Raw genomic sequence first — 17960 nt, 5'->3', positions numbered from 1 at the left:
TTTGTATAAATCAATTTATGTATTAATATTGTGTCTGACTCTAAAAGCCGAGGATAATTTGTTTCAAACTAAGATTGATTATTTTTCACCGAGTCTGGGTTAAATAGAGACGTCTTGGCGTAACTCAGTTTAATACCTGAAAATCTCAATAAGGACTTTTCCAAATCTATTGATTTGTGACCTACAGTGCAAATATCCTCGTGGGATTGGCATTTTAATTTCAGCCGATATTCATGTCAGGAAATTGCTTCGCTGAAAGATTTTAACAAGAATATTGGTATTTTCTGGCAAATGAGATCAATTTAGTCTAATTTTACTTTTCCTTACATTTTGATCTCATTTCTATCTAAATATTAGAACCATTAAATTCACAAATTTTAGAAATTTTGTATGCATAATTACATAATCTAATAAAACTCAAAGAATTTTGGATTATTTTAAAAAAACCTATTAATATGCCACCGCAGGTCTTTAATTATTAATGAAACAATCTCGTTATTCAAAGTTGTTTATGATACCTGTAATCGCAGGCGCTGCATTGTTGGCTTTTACGCTCTTGACACCACAAGCCTTTGCACAGGAAAACACGACTGGAGATGCCGGCTTAAATAAATCCTTAGTAGCTATCGCTGCTGCAATAGCTATAGCAGGAGGATTAATAGGAACTGGAAATGCCCAACAAGGAATCGGCGCAGCCGGTATGGGTATAATTGCAGAAAAACCTGAAAAATTTGGTCAGGTTTTATTCTTCTTCGTAATCCCTGAAACTCTATGGATCATTGGTTTCGTCCTTGGTATTATCCTTTTACTAGGAATACTATAGGTTAAGATAAATCAAATGTCTGCCCTCAATACGTTTGAAGAAGAAATACAGGATAGAAAAAGGAAAGAATTAGCTATCCTTAATTCTTTATTGGATGAAAAAAAAGATAGAGTTGCACAAATAAAAAACGAAAGACTAACAGAAATAAAAGAAAAATATGATAGTGAATCTGATAACAAAGCTAAGAGAGAATTTGCGAGAATCACTGAAAGTGCACGATTGGATGCAAAAAAAATTCTATTTGATGCAATTAATTTGACTATGAATACTGCATTGGCCTCCATAAAACAGGAGTTAAAGAATAATACCAAAAAGGCCGATTACAAAAAAACATTAGAGGACATGGTACTATATGCAAAAAGATACCTAGGTGATGACATTATCATAAGATGTAGGGAATCTGACGTTCCTTATTTGAAGGAGAAGAAGGTTACTATAGGATCAAGCATATCTACCATGGGAGGGTTTATAGCCGTAGACAAATCAGAGAGTAGGGAAATAGATCTTACTTTTGAAGAGCTATTTGAAAATCATGAAGACGAAATTAAGAACTTTCTTTATGAAAAAATGATTTGATAAAATGACTACATCACCGTACTCCTCTTCTTTTGGAAGGTTGCAGGCAATTTCAACCAATTTCCTATCATTTGATTTTATTCAGAGTCTAGTAAAGGCAGAGGATGTTGCAGAGGTTGCAAGGATGCTGGAATCAACATGGTATGGACCTGAAATTGACAGGGCCGCTGCTCTTTACTCCCCACCCGAACTGTTGGAAGTTGCAATTAATCGACATTTAGTGGAAGTAAATAAGATTGCGCTTGAATCTACTCCTTTTAGTGGGAAGCAAGCTATCCGGGCCTATTTCTCAAAGTGGGATATACATAACATTGAACTCATTCTATCATCCAAAGTCATAGGGCGCACAATCACAGAAACAGAACCATTCTTAGTATCCAGTCGTAATTTTCCGGCTGGAATCACTGCAGGTAATATTCCACATGACGAGATGAAAATCATATTATCTCAGCCAACGGTAGAAGGCGTTGTTAATCAATTAGTAAAGTACAAGTATGGGACTATATTGATTCAAAATCTAGATACATACCAAAAGACATCTGATATTAGCCCTATGATGACTGAACTTTTGTCATTTTATTACATAAACCTGCTGGAAAGTATCAAATTTTTCCAAGGTGATGAGGGATTAACAAGAGATTCTGTTTCGTACTCAAATAGATAAGAAGAATATATTGACCTTACTTAAGGGGAAGGATTCGAATTTAGATAGAGATATAGTCAAAAAACATCTCATCGAAGCTGGAAAAGTTCCGATTGAAAAATTATTGGAAATCTTTTCATCAAACAGCGTCGAAGATTTTGTAAACAGGATTAATGAGCATATAAAATTTGATGATCTTTTAGATAATTATTTGAAATCACATAACCTTATTGATTTTGAAGTTGCAATGGATAAATACATAAACAAACATTATGTAAGAAAATTAAAGAATATTGCATTGTCAATTGGCACAATTTTTTACTTTATAATAACTGCTGAATTTGAATGGGACAATATCAAAAGGATTGCATATGGTAAGCGATATAATTTGACCCCAGAACGCATTAACTCTTTATTGGTTTTGGAGTAAAATAAAAAATGTCAAGCAAGAAAAAAGAAAATATTAAAGCTATTGCAGTAATAGGAGAAAGAGAAATCGTTATGGGGTATAGGTTGTTGGGTGTTGAAGATACATTTACAGTTAATGACAAAAATGAAGCCGCAAAAAAAATGGAAAATCTATTTGCCTCTCACAAATATAATCTAATAATAGCAAGCCAATTCGTACAGGAATCACTTTCTCAACTGACGAGATCAAAAATTGAATCATCGATAGATCCATTGGTTATTTTTATGCCTGCGTTGCAGGGCACTATTCATGAGGAATCCATTGCGGCTCTGGCAAAACGAGTGCTTGGGATAAGTATTAAAACGGGAAAATAAAAGGGAAAGTAGGGAAATATGTCAAATTCAATTGTGTCACGTATTTCAGGGTCAGTAGTTGTGGCTACTGATGTAGAAGATGCAGAGATGTATCATGTTGTACGCATTGGAGATTTAGGATTATTAGGAGAGATTATTCGTTTGGAAGGAAATAAGGCGACTATCCAGGTTTATGAAGATACTACAGGAATTAGGCCAGGCGAAAAAGTAATCAATACTAAAAGAGCTTTGTCCATGCAATTAGGACCAGGATTACTAAAGTCTATTTATGACGGGATTCAACGCCCTCTAGATATTTTAAGGGAAAAGAGTGGAGATTTCATAGGAAGAGGTGTTACAATTCCTGCGTTAGATCAACACATTAAATGGGAATTCATCCCAAGGAAAAACAAGAATGAGGAAGTCCAAGAGGGAGAAATAATAGGTGAGGTCCAAGAAACACCATTAATTAATCATAAAATAATGGTGCCTTTTGGAATTAACGGCAAATTATCTGAAATAAGTGAGGGTAAATATACTGTGAACGAAAATGTGGCTGAAATAAAAACACCAAACGGGAAATCAGATGTGGGATTGTCTAGCTGGTGGATGGTTAGAACTCCTAGACCAGTTTTTAGAAAGCTGCCACCCGAATCACCATTGATTACAGGACAACGGGTCTTAGATACTTTCTTCCCTGTTGCTAAGGGGGGGACAGCTGCCATTCCAGGACCATTCGGGAGCGGAAAAACGGTCACACAACAGCAACTTGCCAAATGGGCTGACAGTAGCGTTATTGTTTACATTGGTTGCGGAGAAAGAGGGAATGAAATGACTGAAATACTTACTACCTTCCCTGAACTCGAAGACCCAAAATCAAAGAGGCCTCTAATGGAAAGAACAATTTTGGTTGCTAATACTTCTAACATGCCGGTGGCTGCACGGGAGGCTAGTATCTACACTGGGATAACCATGGGGGAATATTATCGAGACATGGGATACGATGTTGCTTTGATGGCAGACAGTACATCTAGATGGGCTGAAGCATTGAGAGAGATTTCAGGTAGACTTGAGGAAATGCCAGGCGAGGAGGGATATCCAGCTTACCTTGGTAGGCGTCTGGCTGAATTTTATGAAAGAGGCGGAAAGGCAGTTGTTATTTCCCCAGAAAAAAGAGTGGGATCTTTAACCTTAGTTGGTGCAGTTTCACCGCCAGGTGGAGATTTTTCTGAACCTGTATCCCAAAATACTCTAAGAGTTACACGTGTGTTTTGGGGATTAGACGCTAATTTGGCGTCAAGGAGGCACTTTCCATCTATAAATTGGTTAACAAGCTACTCATTATACGCCGACGATATGGATGAATGGTACAAGAATAATATTTCACCCCAATGGACCACTTTGAGGAAAGAAGCTCTAGGTATTTTGCAACGAGAATCAGAGTTGCAGGAAATCGTTCAACTGATAGGATATGATGCCCTCCCTGAACCTGAAAAAGGTATTTTAGATACAGCTCGTTCTATTAGAGAAGATTATCTGCAACAAAGTGCGTACGATGAGGTTGACACGTATACATCGATAAAAAAGCAGTTTTTGATGTTGTCAACCATATTGGAATTTGGCCAATTAGAAGCAGATGCTATTAAGAAAGGCGTAACGTCCACGAAAATAAGTTCTATTGGAACACGAAAAGACTTGTCTATGATCAAATGGACCAAGGAAGACGGGGTTGAACAACAAGTAGAAGAAATCAAGATAAATATGAAGAACCAGTTTAAAGAATTGTTGATGGAGGCTTCTCGTTAAATGTCTAAGATAGCATATAAGAACCTTTCAAAGATAGCTGGACCTTTGATCTTCGTTGAGGGAGTCAAAGATGCTGCTTATGGTGAAATGGTTGAGATAAAATTAGCCAACGGAGAGAGACGTTTGGGACAAGTGTTAGATACAAAGGAAGGACTTGCAGTTGTCCAAGTATTTGGCCAAACTTATGGACTTGGAACTGATAATACATCTACTAGATTTACAGGGGAAACTGCTATGATTTCTGTTTCTGATGAAATGTTAGGAAGGACTTTTGATGGGTTGGGTAACCCTAGAGATAATGGTCCAAAAATTATATCTAAGGAAAGATATGATCTTGTGGGATCAGGAATTAATCCTTATTCTAGAGAAGAACCATCTGAATTCATTCAAACCGGCATGTCTAACATTGACGGTATGAACACTCTAGTACGAGGTCAAAAGCTCCCAATTTTCTCAGGTGCCGGCTTGCCTCATAATCTTTTGGCCTCTCAAATAGCTAGACAAGCCAAAGTTCTTGGTTCTTCAGAATCTTTCTCTGTTGTATTTGCTGCAATAGGTATCACAAGTGAGGAGTCCAATTTCTTTGTAAAGCAATTTGAGGAAAGTGGCGCATTGGGAAGGAGTGTATTATTCCTTAATTTGTCCTCTGATCCATCTATGGAGCGTATTCTCACACCTCGATTGGCCTTGACTACCGCTGAATTTCTTGCCTACGAACGGGAAATGCATGTACTTGTAATCTTGACTGATATGACTAACTATTGCGAAGCTTTAAGGGAAATATCCGCGGCCAGAGAAGAAGTCCCTGGTCGAAGGGGATACCCAGGGTACATGTATACCGATCTTGCTTCAATCTATGAAAGGGCCGGAAAAATAAAAGGAAGAAAGGGTTCAGTGACCCAAATTCCGATTTTGGCTATGCCCGCTGATGATATTACTCATCCGATCCCTGACTTGACTGGGTACATCACGGAGGGCCAAATAGTTATGAGCAGAGAGCTGCATAGATTAAATATACAACCTCCAGTGGATGTTCTTACCAGCTTATCCAGGTTGATGAACCAGGGAATAGGAAGTGGAAGAACTCGAGAAGATCACAGAAATCTTGCCGATCAGTTGTATGCGGCATATGCTCAGGGTAAGGATGCTCGAGCCCTCTCTGCAATTGTAGGAGAAGAGGCATTAAGTGAGATAGATAGAAAATTCCTGGCAATTGCAAATAATTTTGAGAGAAAGTTCGTTAATCAAGGTATCGATGAAAATAGATCCATTGAGCAAACCCTCTCTATTGGTTGGGAACTATTGTCTGATCTTCCAGAATCTGAAATGAAGCGTATAAAGCCAGAGTTTATTGCAAAATATAGGAAAAAATCCATAACTCTAGAAGAAGAAGAAGAGGAGCAATAGAAGGAAATGCCCTCTATTGCAGATATTAGGCCCACAAGATTAGAGTACATACGCACAAAACGTAGGATTCTAATAGCAAGAAAGGGGCTTAAATTGTTAAAATTAAAACGTCAAGCGCTTATATTGGAATTTTTTAATACAAGTAAAACTGCTGCAGCTTTACGAGAAAATTTACAAACCGAGCTCATCAAGGGATACGAGTCAATAAGGATGGCGGAAATTTTGGCTGGGTCTATGAGATTAGAAAATGAGTCAATGAAGTTACCTATGATGGGCAAACTATATGTGAAATCCAAAAGTATAATGGGTGTTCATATTCCTAGACTTGAAGGTGGTCAAAATAGGGTATATGAGGAATATTTGTTGGAATTACCTACTTCCATTAATGAAGCAATCAGTTCCTTCAATAGAGTTCATAAAATTGTCTTGGATGTTGCAGAAAAAGAAACTGCATTAAGGAAACTCCTTTATGAAATAGAGAGGACAAAACGGAAATCAAATGCCATAGAGAACGTTTTTATTCCAAGATTGATGGATGCCGTGAAATTTATTACGTTTAGATTAGAAGAAATAGAGCGTGACACATTTATAATGTTAAAAACAGTAAAAAGAAAGATGGGTGAAAGAGAGATGCAAGAATTGAGAGAGGTTGAACCAGAGTTAAATGTATAAAGATATGAATGGGAATGATTTTAGAGGTTTTTCAAATGATAAACAGAGAAAATTTTATCGAATTACTAGGGCAATAAAAATTGGAAATGTTATTGCAACAGTTATTTTGTTGGTATTTATTATCCGATATTTAATTGGAGTAAACTAGAAAATGTCAAATATTCAAGATCAGGAACAATATATTAAATCATTAGAACAAATTAAGCTGATTGAAGATAAAGTCCAAAAGGAAATAGACGAGCGTAAAGTAGAGGTGCAAAATCAGATCAAAACTATTGAAGCCGATCTGGAAGATACTATTGCAAATGCTGAAAATGAAGGAAGATTGCTGGTTGAATCTAGCATAGAAAAGGCTAGAATGAAAGCAAACGCAGAAGCACAAAAAACTATTTCTGAGGCCGAAACCAAGGCAAAGAACATTTCTTTTCATTACTATCAAACAATGATGAAAGAAATAATGGAAATTTTACTATCAGGAATTAAGTAATATGGAGCCTTTGCCTTGACTTTATTAAGACCAGAAGCTATGTCAAAGATAGCTGTCTTGGGTTTGAAAAAATATAGACAGCAGGTTGTATCAATTTTGCAGGAAATGAGTGTTATTCAAATTGAACAAATTTCCAAAGAAATATCGGCTTACTTGAGGCCTGAGAAGGAAAGTGAATCTCACAGACATATTGGTGATCAATTAATTCGAATAAGAGGATTGCTCAGTACACTTCCTCCCACATCCTTAGGGGAAAAGATTAGATTTCCATCCATAAATGAAATGGAAAATGCGTTATTACGTCTTGATATTGATAATGATGTAGCCACACTTGAAAGAGATAAAGAAAATATACTAACTGAGATAAGAAATGCACAAAATAATATCAAATTAATAGGAGAATTTTCATTTTTTCCAGCCGATTTAGATGTCTTACATCTCAAATCTGCCCGTTCGTTCTTCGGGCGTATTGCTAGTGAAAAATATTCTGAATTTAAGAAAAAACTTGAATCTAATAACCAGGATATAATATTATATTCAAAAGAGGGTGAAAAAATTACTGAATTTGTTTTGGTTGTTTTACCCCATTATCCCTCAAATGCATTGGCATCAATTATTAATATTTATAACGTTCACATGGAAGCTGTTCCCCCATTAAAAGGTAAACCTAGTGAAGTTATAGAAAATCTAAAACATGATCTTGAGGCTCTCGAAAAGAAATTAGAAGGAATAGACAATCAATTATTGGCAATTTCTCAAACGAATTATTCTTTGCTAAAAGGATTAGAGGAACAACTAGATATTGAAAATAAAAAACTGGAAGTAATCGATAATATAGGGGTCACCCATGACACTTTTACTTTAGAAGGTTGGATTCCCCAATCTTTGATTGACGAGACGAAGGCTACGATTGAGAAGCACAGCAAAGGAACCGTAATGTTTGTATTAAAAACAAATGAAGTTCCGCCTACTCTGCAGAATAACCCAAAGCGCACAAAGGTGTACGAATCCTTCATAAGATTTTACTCCCTGCCATCGGGCAATGAATTTGATCCTACACTTGTGTTTGCTCTTGTCTTTCCAGTTTTTTACGGGATGATGTTTGCTGACGTAGGTTACGCAATTGTGATTCTATTAGTTTCAAGATGGGTAATCTGGCGAATTGAGGGAGGACATAAAGGCTTTACTATTATGCCTAAACCTATTAGGAAATTCGGTTTGACAATCCTGAAACCCGTTCAAATGGTCAAAATTGCGAAGGCTATTACTCCTGGGTGTATAGTAGCAATTGTGCTAGGCTTCTGCTTTAACCTTTATTTCGGGTTCCATTTGAATCAATATTTATTTGATTTCCTTAATAGTATTGGCGGTTTTCACTTGCCAGAAGATGGCACTATATTTGATGCTTTATCAACATGGGGACTACGCAAATTATTGCTTTTAAGCGGATACATCGGATTGGGTATGGTCTCTTTTGGATTCATTCTTGGTATCATAAATAACATTAATCACGGAAATAAGAGACATGCAATTGGAAAAGTCGGTTGGCTGATGTTTGGATGGGGTGTTGCGTTAATTGGTTTAGCGTTAATAGGCCATGAAAACATCAATCCTACTGCCAGTGTACAAGGAGCGGTGTATTTTGCACTGATATTTGGCGGTATTGGGCTAATGTTTTATGGCGAAGGAACTAGAGCCATGATGGAATTACCATCAATAATAAGCCACATATTGTCTTTTACTAGGCTTATCGGCATAATGATGGCTTCGATCATCTTGGCTGACGTAATAGATCATGTATTCATCAGGGTCTCTGATAATGGAATAATATGGTTGATAATAGGAATCATAATCCTGGTAGTAGGACATTTGTTCAATATCATATTAGGTGTATTTGAACCGGGCATTCAGGGAGTTAGGTTGCTGTATGTGGAATTTTTCTCAAAATTCTATCACGGAAACGGAAAGCCGTTTAAGCCTTTTGGATTTAGACGTAGATATACCCATAATCAATATTCCACCCAAATACAGAAATAATTTTTTTTATACCCAAACCTGATTGTTCATAGATAACTATTAATTAGTTTGAGAACCGAATTATGTTATGGAAGGAATTCAAAAAATGAAATGTTCTTCATGTGGAACTACGTTTATGTCAGAAACTCAGCAATCTAAATGCCCTACTTGTGTAGAGCAACAACAACAGAATACCAGCGGTGGTGGCCATGCAGGTTGTGGATGTGGTCATAGCCATTAAATAATTTTTTTAGATTTATTATAAAAATACATTAGTTTACAGGCTTAATAGTCATATATTTTCTATTTCAATGTGAAAACCTACAAGGAAATTCTAATTTCCAATATTACGTACCACATCGTTTGAAACATTCTTCAGAATCTTTTTCAACTCAAAATGGGCAGTATCGGTTATATTTTTAACCACTGGGATTTCTGTTACCTTGTCAGCACCTTTCAGAATAGCAGAAAAAAAATTTGTCCATCCTATTCCCAAAATTACGAGCCCTATCATTACTATCAGGATTAGAGTTACAATAATCCCCAATTATATTTTAATTAAGTAAATCAGAAATATTAAGTTTTTTTCTAAACCCAAAATATCTTATTTATTATGAGTACACCCATCGGATCCGCCATTTTTTAAGCTTTACTGAAAGTAGCATAGGGTTTACAATCTCTTAATTGCAAAAGTTATATTATTATTATAATACAGAAAATTGTGTTTAGTAATGAAGTATTAGCCCTCTTAAATGGAAGGAATTTTGCATCTCTTGCTACTATAATGCCTAATGGTTATCCTCAAGTCACTCCAATTTGGATTGATTATGATGAGAATCATGATTTATTAATAAACACGGCCTTGGGAAGGTCAAAGGAAAAAAATACAATAATCAATGATAGGATAGGCTTGTCGATCTTTAGCATGGCAAACCCATATGAAACTGCATCAATTATAGGGAATGTGGTCGATAAGACAACCGAAGGGGCGGACCATCATTTCAACAAACTGTCAAAAAAATACTTGAACCTAGATAAATATCCGATAACTAAACCAGAGGAAAGAAGAGTAATATTAAAGATCAGACCAAAAAAAATAGTTTACGTTTCAATACCCTTGTCTACATACCTATGAACTGATCCTGCCTAAACTATTCCTGAAGTTATTATAGATGCCATTAGGCAACCCAACACACCAGAGATCTCACATCCTACAATAGTACTGGAGAGGATACCGTTAATCCATTCCTTTTGCTCATTGAGGTCGTATGGAAGATCCGGATATTCTTGAATTCTGTGTATAATGCTATCTGAGTCTACTAATAAATCGACACCCTTTGAAGTAATATTTACAATGGAAATGGCGATTGGGCTAGAATCCTTTTTCATTTCTAATTCTTTAATTTTATCATGAAGGGTTTTTCCTAGGGTTGTAGTTGAATTTGTCTGATTAATATCATTAAAAATGTCGGTAATTAGAGTTAGTTCGGACGGTTTAATATTGTTTTTTAGCAAAAGACTTTGCAAATAAATAATTGCTGTCTTTGTATGATTGGTATTTATGTCTGCGGATTTAATAATTGATATTTGTCTTAAGGATTTTTCAAATACCTTGTCCACATTGGAAGCCAAATCCTTATTATCTATGATAAAATTACTGGCCTTGTATGTAATACAGTTAGGTGGACATTCACTACACTGATTCGTTGTATACGATATCAAACAGTTAATGTATCCGGGAAGAATTGTTGAATTTGCCATAAAAGGCTTTGAGACGTTACCTGTAGAGTGACTAGTTTGGGCTACAGACAAAGTCAATAGAATTAAAGTAAATAGCGTAAATACCAGTAAATGGATCGCTCCTCTGTTCATATAATTAGTTTCTATTAATTATTAGATAAATTTGTTTTTTATCAAAACTTACATTGTTGTACGCCAATTGGCTACTGGCAATAACCTTTATCTTATTTCCTTTATCAAAATTTGAATTTTTTTAGCTACCATAAATAACAATAGATATTACATCGTACCTTTAACGCTATCAGACTACTTTACTGTCTTGAATAGAGCGAAAACCTAGAACCCTGTCAAAAGAGAATTTAGATTGGATTTTTGCTTTCAAATCGATTGGTTTCTACAATATGATGGTTGAAAAAATAATAATTGTTGCCTTTGTTATTGTTTAGAAAACAACCTGTCTATGCTCAATCCATTTGGATATTTCATTGAAAATGACTTGGAGTCACTTTTCCTTAATTCGCATTATCATTAGTAAAATGCAATTTATCAGGTATATTTTTTGCTTTGGAATCTTGAAAGTAATATTCATCAAAATAAAGTAGATAATTCTGAGTGGATGCAAGCCATGATCTGTAGATTCTAAATCACATTATCAAGGGATAAGTCTTTTCTGTTGGATCAATTAATAAAATTTATTGCTTATAATATATACTACTTTTTTTATATCCTATTATGCGTGTGGATCATATAGCGATAGCTGTGAATGATGCAGATAGAGCTCTCGAGAATTACAAAAAAATCTTAAAAATTGACAATATTGATGTAGAAGAAGTCCCAAATGAGAAGGTAAAAGTAGTAATGTTGAATTTGGAAGACACTCGACTAGAATTGATTGAACCTTTAGAAGATACTAGCCCGATCAGTAAATTCTTAAAGGAAAGAGGGGAAGGAATTCACCACATAGCGATTACTGCAGATGAGATAGAGAATGATGTTAATCAAGCTAAAGCGAATGGTATGCGATTTTTGGGGGAATTGAGAACCGGGTCCTATGGACGCAAAATCACATTCATTCATCCTAAATCTCTTAATGGCGTACTTGTAGAGTTTTGTCAAGCACCTCCTCATTAAATCATTGTAAATTCATTACCCTCTTGTTTTATTTAATAAATAGTTTGATAATAGGTCATGATTAAGATTAAATAAAAAGGATATTTACTGATCTTAAATGGAAATTCGTGAGAATGTTTATAAAATTAAAAATTTGAGTGATAATGGCGTTTCTGTTACTCTTACATTAGTGGAGGATATCGAACTTGAGCCGGTTTCACAGCAACAGATGATGCTAGAAGCCATAAACCGAGCAATCCCTGATAAGGAGATGAAGGAGCAGTTACAACCAATAATGGAAGCCATGTTAAGAGCACAACCACAGACTTTGATTCAATCTTACCCTCAAACTAGCATTATTATAACGATGCCTAAACGTAATTACGAGACGTATGGAAAACCTCAAGTGGGGGAGGCTTTAATAATTAATATCCTCAAAAGGTAAATATTGTTATCTAATTTTACAGGAAAACGATGATTATCTTGGTGAAACAGCTTGACCAGTATGCAATAAAATTTTAATATCAGGTCAATTATCTTAAAATTATATGAATAATGAAAGACGTTCTATGCCAATATGTTTTACTCCCGGACAAATAAAATTACTAGAAGCATATGCCAAGAAGAATGGAATGTTAAACTCTAGCCAGGCCATTGAGGAAATCGTTTTGTCTTTGGACAAAAAATGATTTAACTTTTAGTAATATCAACTAGACATAACAAATCTCTATTATTAGATAAATTAATTTTCTCAATTTATTGACAGATTTATCATCCTTGAAACTACTAAAGATGGAATTCTATCAGAACCTGATTGCTCTCTCGAATAAAAATACATCATCATTTCAGCACGGCCTTCTGGTGATGATGTAAATAATGCAGTTAAAACGAAACATATCTAATGTGGTATAAGGAAAATAATTGTTAAATAATTAGATAGTAAACTTTAAGGTAACTTATGGATTTTTTGTCATTGTTTAAGAAGCACAGGTGTGATACCTGTGGAAGAAGATATCGAAAAATCGAGGATGCAATGCATCATCAGCTTTTATATCATTCTAATAACCAGTCTTATGATTGCTCAAACTGTGGAGAAAAGTTCTCAGATATGGATAAACTAAAGGATCACATACGAAAAAATCACTCATATAAAAAATAACAATTATGCAAACCAATGTTCTTTTCCTATTAACATAATCCCAAACATATTCCTTGGGATCAATTGGATTTTCCAATTAACAAATTCGATAATGTTGGAATTAGGGATGTGATGACTATTGCTAAATTCGTCTAACTCTTGGCTTTCTCCCACATATATTCATCCTGAGATAGTTGTCTCCACGCACCTACCGTCCCACATCTCGGGCATTTCTTATTAAGCATGAAATGTTCTACCGATTCATTATTTTTTGCTTTTATAATGTCTCTAGTACCGCATTTGCATTTCATAATATTTGACATCATAACTGGATATATACAAGATTCAAATATATAAGAACACAGTGTCAAGGACTTTATTCCAAAAATACCTAATTCTTTCATTATTTGACCTATCAAGTCATTTTGAATTTTAATAGTCTGATTAGTGTTTAGGATCTAATTCATTAGATTCAGCCTCCCACTTGAATCCACCAGTTGAATTGTCTATGACAACGTGCCAAAAATCATAATTTTCGCTTATTCTATCCCCTGCCAAGTTTAAATCTATTTTACCAGTAGTACCATCGTATGACTCGGCAGTTTCTATTAATATCTTTTCAAAGTCTTTCTTGTTCAAATCTCCACTACCCATATCCATAGTAGAATTTTTTTCCAAACTTTTTGAGGCAATCCAAAACGAGTCATATGCAGTGGCTGCATAGGTCATAGAGCTATCATGTTCCCCGCCTTCACCTCCACCAGATTCTCTCTCAAAGTCATGTGCTTTTTGATTATTTGTGCCAACTGAAAATAATGGATTTATGAATCCAGTTTGTGTAGCGAAGTTCGCAGAGTCTATATTTTTCGTGAGATGGTGGTTCTCGGCGACACTATCACTTCCATACCACCTTATCTTACCGAGATTATCAAACAATTGGGCTTGGATCAATATCGGTGTAATTTCATCGTAAGAAATGATATAAACACCAACGGATTCCTTACCGTATTTTGTTATGGCATCAGATACCATAGTATTCATCTTTTTGAGTTCTTGATTCCACATGATAAAGTTGATCCTGTGTAAGCTAGTAGCAAATTTTCCGGTATGTGGTTTGTAATTGACCCCTTCTTCTGCTATGCCTCCTAATTTTTCAAAATAATATTTGGTGGCGTTGGCCAACTCGTTACCGTAAATATCTGCTCTCCAGAAAGGAACGATAACTTTGATACCATCATCCCTCATCTTCTCAGCAATAACTTTACCTTGGCTTTTATCGTCTGGTACTAATCTAAAAAGACTATCTCCGGCTATTGAAAGCTTTGGGGAGGTGCTAGCATAGCTCAGGAGTGTAATATTTTTTTCATTTGCGAAATCAAGGACTGCAGAAACGGCTGTGCTCGTAGCGGGACCAACAATCACTCTCGCTCCAGATGAATATAGCTTCTTAATTGCCGAGAGGGATTCTTCTGGACTAGTTTTTGAGTCTGCTACCATTAATTTGACTCTGGATGATGAATTGTGGGATTCAAAATAACCATTAACGTCGTTTTCGGCCTGTTTAAGTGAAGAAAGAACAGGTTTTCCTATAGAAGACAATGAACCTGATTGTGGGATGATTGCTCCAACTATGTACTCTTCATAGGTCCTATTCGTTTGGATAGGTTCATGAAATGTTGGATAAATCCATGAAACTCCTACTTGATTTGCTAAAAATGTAAAATTCATTGGCAAAAATAAAATAATCAAAACAACACAGGCTGCCGGTAAGATGAATAAAAAGATAGCCTTAATTGAAAATATTTTTGTAATTTTTTTAGTTACAGGGTTATCTGATATATGCAGATCCCAAGTGCTGTAGTGGCGCAGAAACCAAACTAGGCCTCCAGCAATCAGTAAATAGTGAGCAGAGAGCAAGATAGCTGATATCCAAATCTGTTCTACAAAAGCCGTCAATACTATAATAGCAAACCAACTATCTCCAATAACTATGGCTAATAGGCCGACTAACTCGCATATCCAAGGTATGAAATGATGTTTTTCATTTTTGAGATTGAGAAGGATAGTTAGCGCTAGAACTGTAAGAATCGAGTTCAAAATTGGATAAGCTATAGTAACTATGAATAGCATTAAGCCCCTAAAATTGGAAATTTCTGTTAGACTAAGCATTAAGTTTAGAATATAAACAAGAAATAAGCCTGTCCCAAAAGACACAAGGTAAATTATTTTCTTGTTAGTTATTTCTCCAAGTTTTTTATAAGTCACTAGTAATCTGTAGATCAAAAAACCATAAGCAGACAATAAGAATAAATCAGCTAATGATGGTACAGGGGATACTATATCAAGGGCTATTTCATAATATCCCCAAATTATATTTGCTATGAACCAAAATACAAGCCCTATGGTAAGATGTATTGCCGTCTTGTCTTTTTTTATGTTGGACCTATCCTTTATTAGGGCTATCAAGGATAATCCCGCAGCGATCGATGAATTAATAATCAACATCCAACTAGAATAAATTATTCTGCTGTCTGAATCTGCAAGAATTATTGCGAGATTTGCAATTGCTATTACCGATAGCAGTGCCACAAAAAAATACAAAGGCCGCAATGATTCTCTTTTTCTTAGGATATTCAAAAGGCCTATTAAACTTTTAAATGAATTTTCAGATCATCATATGGAAATTATTCAGGCTAATAAACCTCATTACTCTTACGTGATCCTAAACTTGATTGTAGTTTGAATCATAGTACGATAATATGTCTTTGAAAAACCTTAAACTTCTCTACTGGTTGTTCGCCTAATAATAGAGCAATATTCAGAAAAATTATTTGATCGGGAATTGAATAGATAGATCTATTTTTTTAACCCATAGGTTAAAGTTCCAAACTATACCTCAAAATTAAAAAAAATTATGTAATTAATTAATCTTCACGGCCGGACTATTTATGATTACGTTTGATTTTTCTATAGAGATTTCACCCTTTGACTGTGAATCTATTATATCAGCGGTAGATTTTAAGATTCTTGCTTGAGATTCGTTATTCCATTTCACATAATTTATTTCAAATAAGGGACTATATCCTTCATCTCCGGAAGTTGCTGATGCAACTGGTAATTGATGCTCAAAAGTACCGTTCCCTAATATTCCATTTGTAAATACATAACCCTGTTGCCTAGCAATTTCCGATGTATTGCTGAGAGTCGGTGCATAATTAACGTCAAATTTGGTCGTATTTGTTACTGAGGAAACAATCCTTTCTTCAGATGCATCTGTACTTATAAAATATGATAAATTTCCATTAACATATCCTTTTTCAACAGGAATACTAATGAACATGGACTCATTCCCTCCGCTTGTTGTATTATCGGTTGATTTGAATGGTTCATTCTGAGATAAATTACTATCCTGGCCTTGAGCTACTCCAGATGATAACAGAGTAATAATGGCGCCCAAACCAACTACAAGAGCCAAAAAGGACTTAGTATATAAGAAAGCTTGTTTCATCGTCAATTAGTGTTTATTGTCCTATAAAAGAATTTCTTGAAGACTATAGGATTTGTTTCGAGTGAGTCAAAGATGAACTGATCTCGGTTTAATTGCTTTTATTTTGGATCAGCCCCTATCAGTCATATGGCGTAGAAATATTAAAAGTCTTTGAGGATATGCACTTTGAGGATATGCACCTTCTTATTATAATTTTTGATTTAGGAACACATAAAGCTAGTTACCATACTATCGAATGAGGCCACTATCAGCACAGATCTGGCTGTGGGTCTATCACCCATACATGTTACCTTCAATTTTACCCATTCTGCAATCCTTTTTCTGATAGTTGACTTGACTCTGGTCTACTGGATCGTTTCTATCATTAGAAACTAATGTAAAACATAGGATTTAGTGGGTATTATTAGACCTATGTCATTCTCATTGGTTTGGACAATAACAATGACCCCTATTTTACCAACTGCTGGATGAGACGGTCCTATAAGTGAGACAGCAGTGAACATAAAAGTTCTTCAAATTAGTTTGATAATTTTACTAGGCATTATTGTACGCTTGAAATTTTCAAAGCAAGACCTGTTAGGAATAATGTGAATCTGGCAAGGTATTCTTTTGAATAAAAATAGCTTGTTCATTTTTACTACCCATATATCAGAGATAGGAAGATATTGTTTATGGTTTACCTATTCTCTATTTTATACTAATATTTAGACACTGGTTAATTGTTGGGGTATTATGTAAGGATTTTGAAAAAAAACATCGGATCCACCTTTGGTTTGCAGTAAAATGGTTAATAATGTTTTGAAGGATAATCTTGATATATAAAAAGATATTGTAATTGTCACAATACAGAATCAAGATCTAACCTTAATGATTTAATATGACATGCATAATTAAACAATTTGATAAGCACGAAATGCCTTTCACTTGGAGAAGATGTGTTTCAAATAAAAAAATGTTGTTATCACATTGATGTTTCATGATATTTATTTAGGGCAGATTTTGCATGTGGTATATTGATTCTTGAGAAATCGACCACCTGGGTTAGGATGGTCCAAATTGGACGAAGGGTTATTATTTTATATTAATAAATCAATATACCGACAAATTCTCTTACAGGTCAATATCTAATGTGTTCTTTCTTGACATCTTGTAGTTATTTGCAGGAACCGAAAAAAATAACCAAAGGCATAGTATTCTCTGACATGTTTCGATATTTAAGCAACAGTTTACAATCAGTGTTACAATCATTACTTTAATTACACGGACATATTC

At 35.0% G+C, this 17960-nt stretch carries 20 protein-coding genes; 15 read left to right on the top strand and 5 right to left on the bottom strand.

Translation table 11 applies throughout. The features are described 5' to 3' along the window. Positions 1-481: 481 nt before the first annotated feature. From AAGU22_RS07920 to AAGU22_RS07870, 11 genes are all read left to right on the top strand, one after another. Positions 482-823 (top strand): hypothetical protein, encoded by a 342-nt coding sequence (locus tag AAGU22_RS07920; protein WP_196816114.1) that lies wholly within the window; start codon positions 482-484, stop codon positions 821-823. Between the two features lie 15 nt (positions 824-838). Then, positions 839-1399: a V-type ATP synthase subunit E gene (locus AAGU22_RS07915; protein ID WP_458721645.1), complete on the top strand. Its 561-nt coding sequence runs from the start codon at positions 839-841 to the stop codon at positions 1397-1399. A 4-nt stretch (positions 1400-1403) separates the two neighbouring features. Continuing rightward, the gene (locus tag AAGU22_RS07910) at positions 1404-2063 is read left to right on the top strand and encodes a V-type ATPase subunit (RefSeq protein ID WP_458721644.1); all 660 of its coding nucleotides are present in this window, start codon (positions 1404-1406) and stop codon (positions 2061-2063) included. A 10-nt stretch (positions 2064-2073) separates the two neighbouring features. Then, on the top strand, positions 2074-2472 hold the full coding sequence (locus AAGU22_RS07905; RefSeq protein ID WP_458721643.1) for a V-type ATPase subunit: 399 nt from the start codon (positions 2074-2076) through the stop codon (positions 2470-2472). 8 nt (positions 2473-2480) lie between these two features. Beyond that, positions 2481-2825, top strand: coding sequence for a V-type ATP synthase subunit F (locus tag AAGU22_RS07900; protein ID WP_458721642.1), 345 nt, complete (start codon positions 2481-2483; stop codon positions 2823-2825). Positions 2826-2843: 18 nt separating this feature from the next. Continuing rightward, on the top strand, positions 2844-4610 hold the full coding sequence (locus AAGU22_RS07895) for a V-type ATP synthase subunit A (protein WP_458721641.1): 1767 nt from the start codon (positions 2844-2846) through the stop codon (positions 4608-4610). Further along, complete coding sequence (locus AAGU22_RS07890; RefSeq protein WP_458721640.1) at positions 4611-6017, top strand: V-type ATP synthase subunit B; 1407 nt, start codon at positions 4611-4613, stop codon at positions 6015-6017. It begins immediately after the preceding gene. Between the two features lie 6 nt (positions 6018-6023). Continuing rightward, positions 6024-6689, top strand: coding sequence for a V-type ATP synthase subunit D (locus tag AAGU22_RS07885; protein ID WP_458721639.1), 666 nt, complete (start codon positions 6024-6026; stop codon positions 6687-6689). Positions 6690-6840: 151 nt separating this feature from the next. Beyond that, complete coding sequence (locus AAGU22_RS07880; protein ID WP_458721638.1) at positions 6841-7176, top strand: hypothetical protein; 336 nt, start codon at positions 6841-6843, stop codon at positions 7174-7176. Between the two features lie 15 nt (positions 7177-7191). Then, positions 7192-9213 carry a V-type ATP synthase subunit I gene (locus AAGU22_RS07875; protein WP_458721637.1) on the top strand — a complete coding sequence of 674 codons (2022 nt, stop codon included), beginning with the start codon at positions 7192-7194 and terminating at the stop codon, positions 9211-9213. A gap of 85 nt (positions 9214-9298) precedes the next feature. Continuing rightward, positions 9299-9433: a hypothetical protein gene (locus AAGU22_RS07870; RefSeq protein WP_257719982.1), complete on the top strand. Its 135-nt coding sequence runs from the start codon at positions 9299-9301 to the stop codon at positions 9431-9433. Positions 9434-9526: 93 nt separating this feature from the next. Here AAGU22_RS07870 and AAGU22_RS07865 read toward each other — a convergent pair whose 3' ends face one another. Further along, positions 9527-9739: a hypothetical protein gene (locus AAGU22_RS07865; RefSeq protein ID WP_458721636.1), complete on the bottom strand. Its 213-nt coding sequence runs from the start codon at positions 9737-9739 to the stop codon at positions 9527-9529. Positions 9740-9913: 174 nt separating this feature from the next. Here AAGU22_RS07865 and AAGU22_RS07860 point away from each other — a divergent pair, with 174 nt between their 5' ends. After that, positions 9914-10327, top strand: coding sequence for a PPOX class F420-dependent oxidoreductase (locus AAGU22_RS07860; protein WP_458721635.1), 414 nt, complete (start codon positions 9914-9916; stop codon positions 10325-10327). Positions 10328-10338: 11 nt separating this feature from the next. Here the strand turns inward: AAGU22_RS07860 and AAGU22_RS07855 are convergent, their stop codons facing one another. After that, positions 10339-11064, bottom strand: coding sequence for a hypothetical protein (locus AAGU22_RS07855; RefSeq protein WP_458721634.1), 726 nt, complete (start codon positions 11062-11064; stop codon positions 10339-10341). A 600-nt stretch (positions 11065-11664) separates the two neighbouring features. Between AAGU22_RS07855 and mce the strand changes: the two genes are divergently transcribed. The 3 genes from mce to AAGU22_RS07840 all read left to right on the top strand — a co-directional run bounded on the left by mce (position 11665) and on the right by AAGU22_RS07840 (position 12731). Then, on the top strand, positions 11665-12063 hold the full coding sequence (mce, locus tag AAGU22_RS07850; protein WP_458721633.1) for a methylmalonyl-CoA epimerase: 399 nt from the start codon (positions 11665-11667) through the stop codon (positions 12061-12063). A gap of 97 nt (positions 12064-12160) precedes the next feature. Next, positions 12161-12487 (top strand): hypothetical protein, encoded by a 327-nt coding sequence (locus tag AAGU22_RS07845; RefSeq protein WP_458721632.1) that lies wholly within the window; start codon positions 12161-12163, stop codon positions 12485-12487. 103 nt (positions 12488-12590) lie between these two features. After that, positions 12591-12731 carry a hypothetical protein gene (locus AAGU22_RS07840; RefSeq protein ID WP_458721631.1) on the top strand — a complete coding sequence of 47 codons (141 nt, stop codon included), beginning with the start codon at positions 12591-12593 and terminating at the stop codon, positions 12729-12731. A 601-nt stretch (positions 12732-13332) separates the two neighbouring features. On the opposite strand, the gene AAGU22_RS07835 is transcribed toward AAGU22_RS07840, so the two are convergent. The 3 genes from AAGU22_RS07835 to AAGU22_RS07825 form a co-directional block, all read right to left on the bottom strand. After that, the gene (locus tag AAGU22_RS07835) at positions 13333-13506 is read right to left on the bottom strand and encodes a hypothetical protein (RefSeq protein ID WP_458721630.1); all 174 of its coding nucleotides are present in this window, start codon (positions 13504-13506) and stop codon (positions 13333-13335) included. A 118-nt stretch (positions 13507-13624) separates the two neighbouring features. Further along, on the bottom strand, positions 13625-15817 hold the full coding sequence (locus AAGU22_RS07830) for an ABC transporter substrate-binding protein (RefSeq protein WP_458721629.1): 2193 nt from the start codon (positions 15815-15817) through the stop codon (positions 13625-13627). Between the two features lie 283 nt (positions 15818-16100). After that, entirely contained in the window at positions 16101-16688 is a 588-nt protein-coding gene (locus AAGU22_RS07825; protein WP_458721628.1) for a DUF7482 domain-containing protein, read from the bottom strand. Positions 16689-17960 lie beyond the last annotated feature (1272 nt).

This window comes from Candidatus Nitrosocosmicus sp. R (assembly GCF_054408505.1).
The sequence above is the reverse complement of the archived record's forward strand: the minus strand, read 5'-3'. Positions and strand labels throughout refer to the sequence as shown.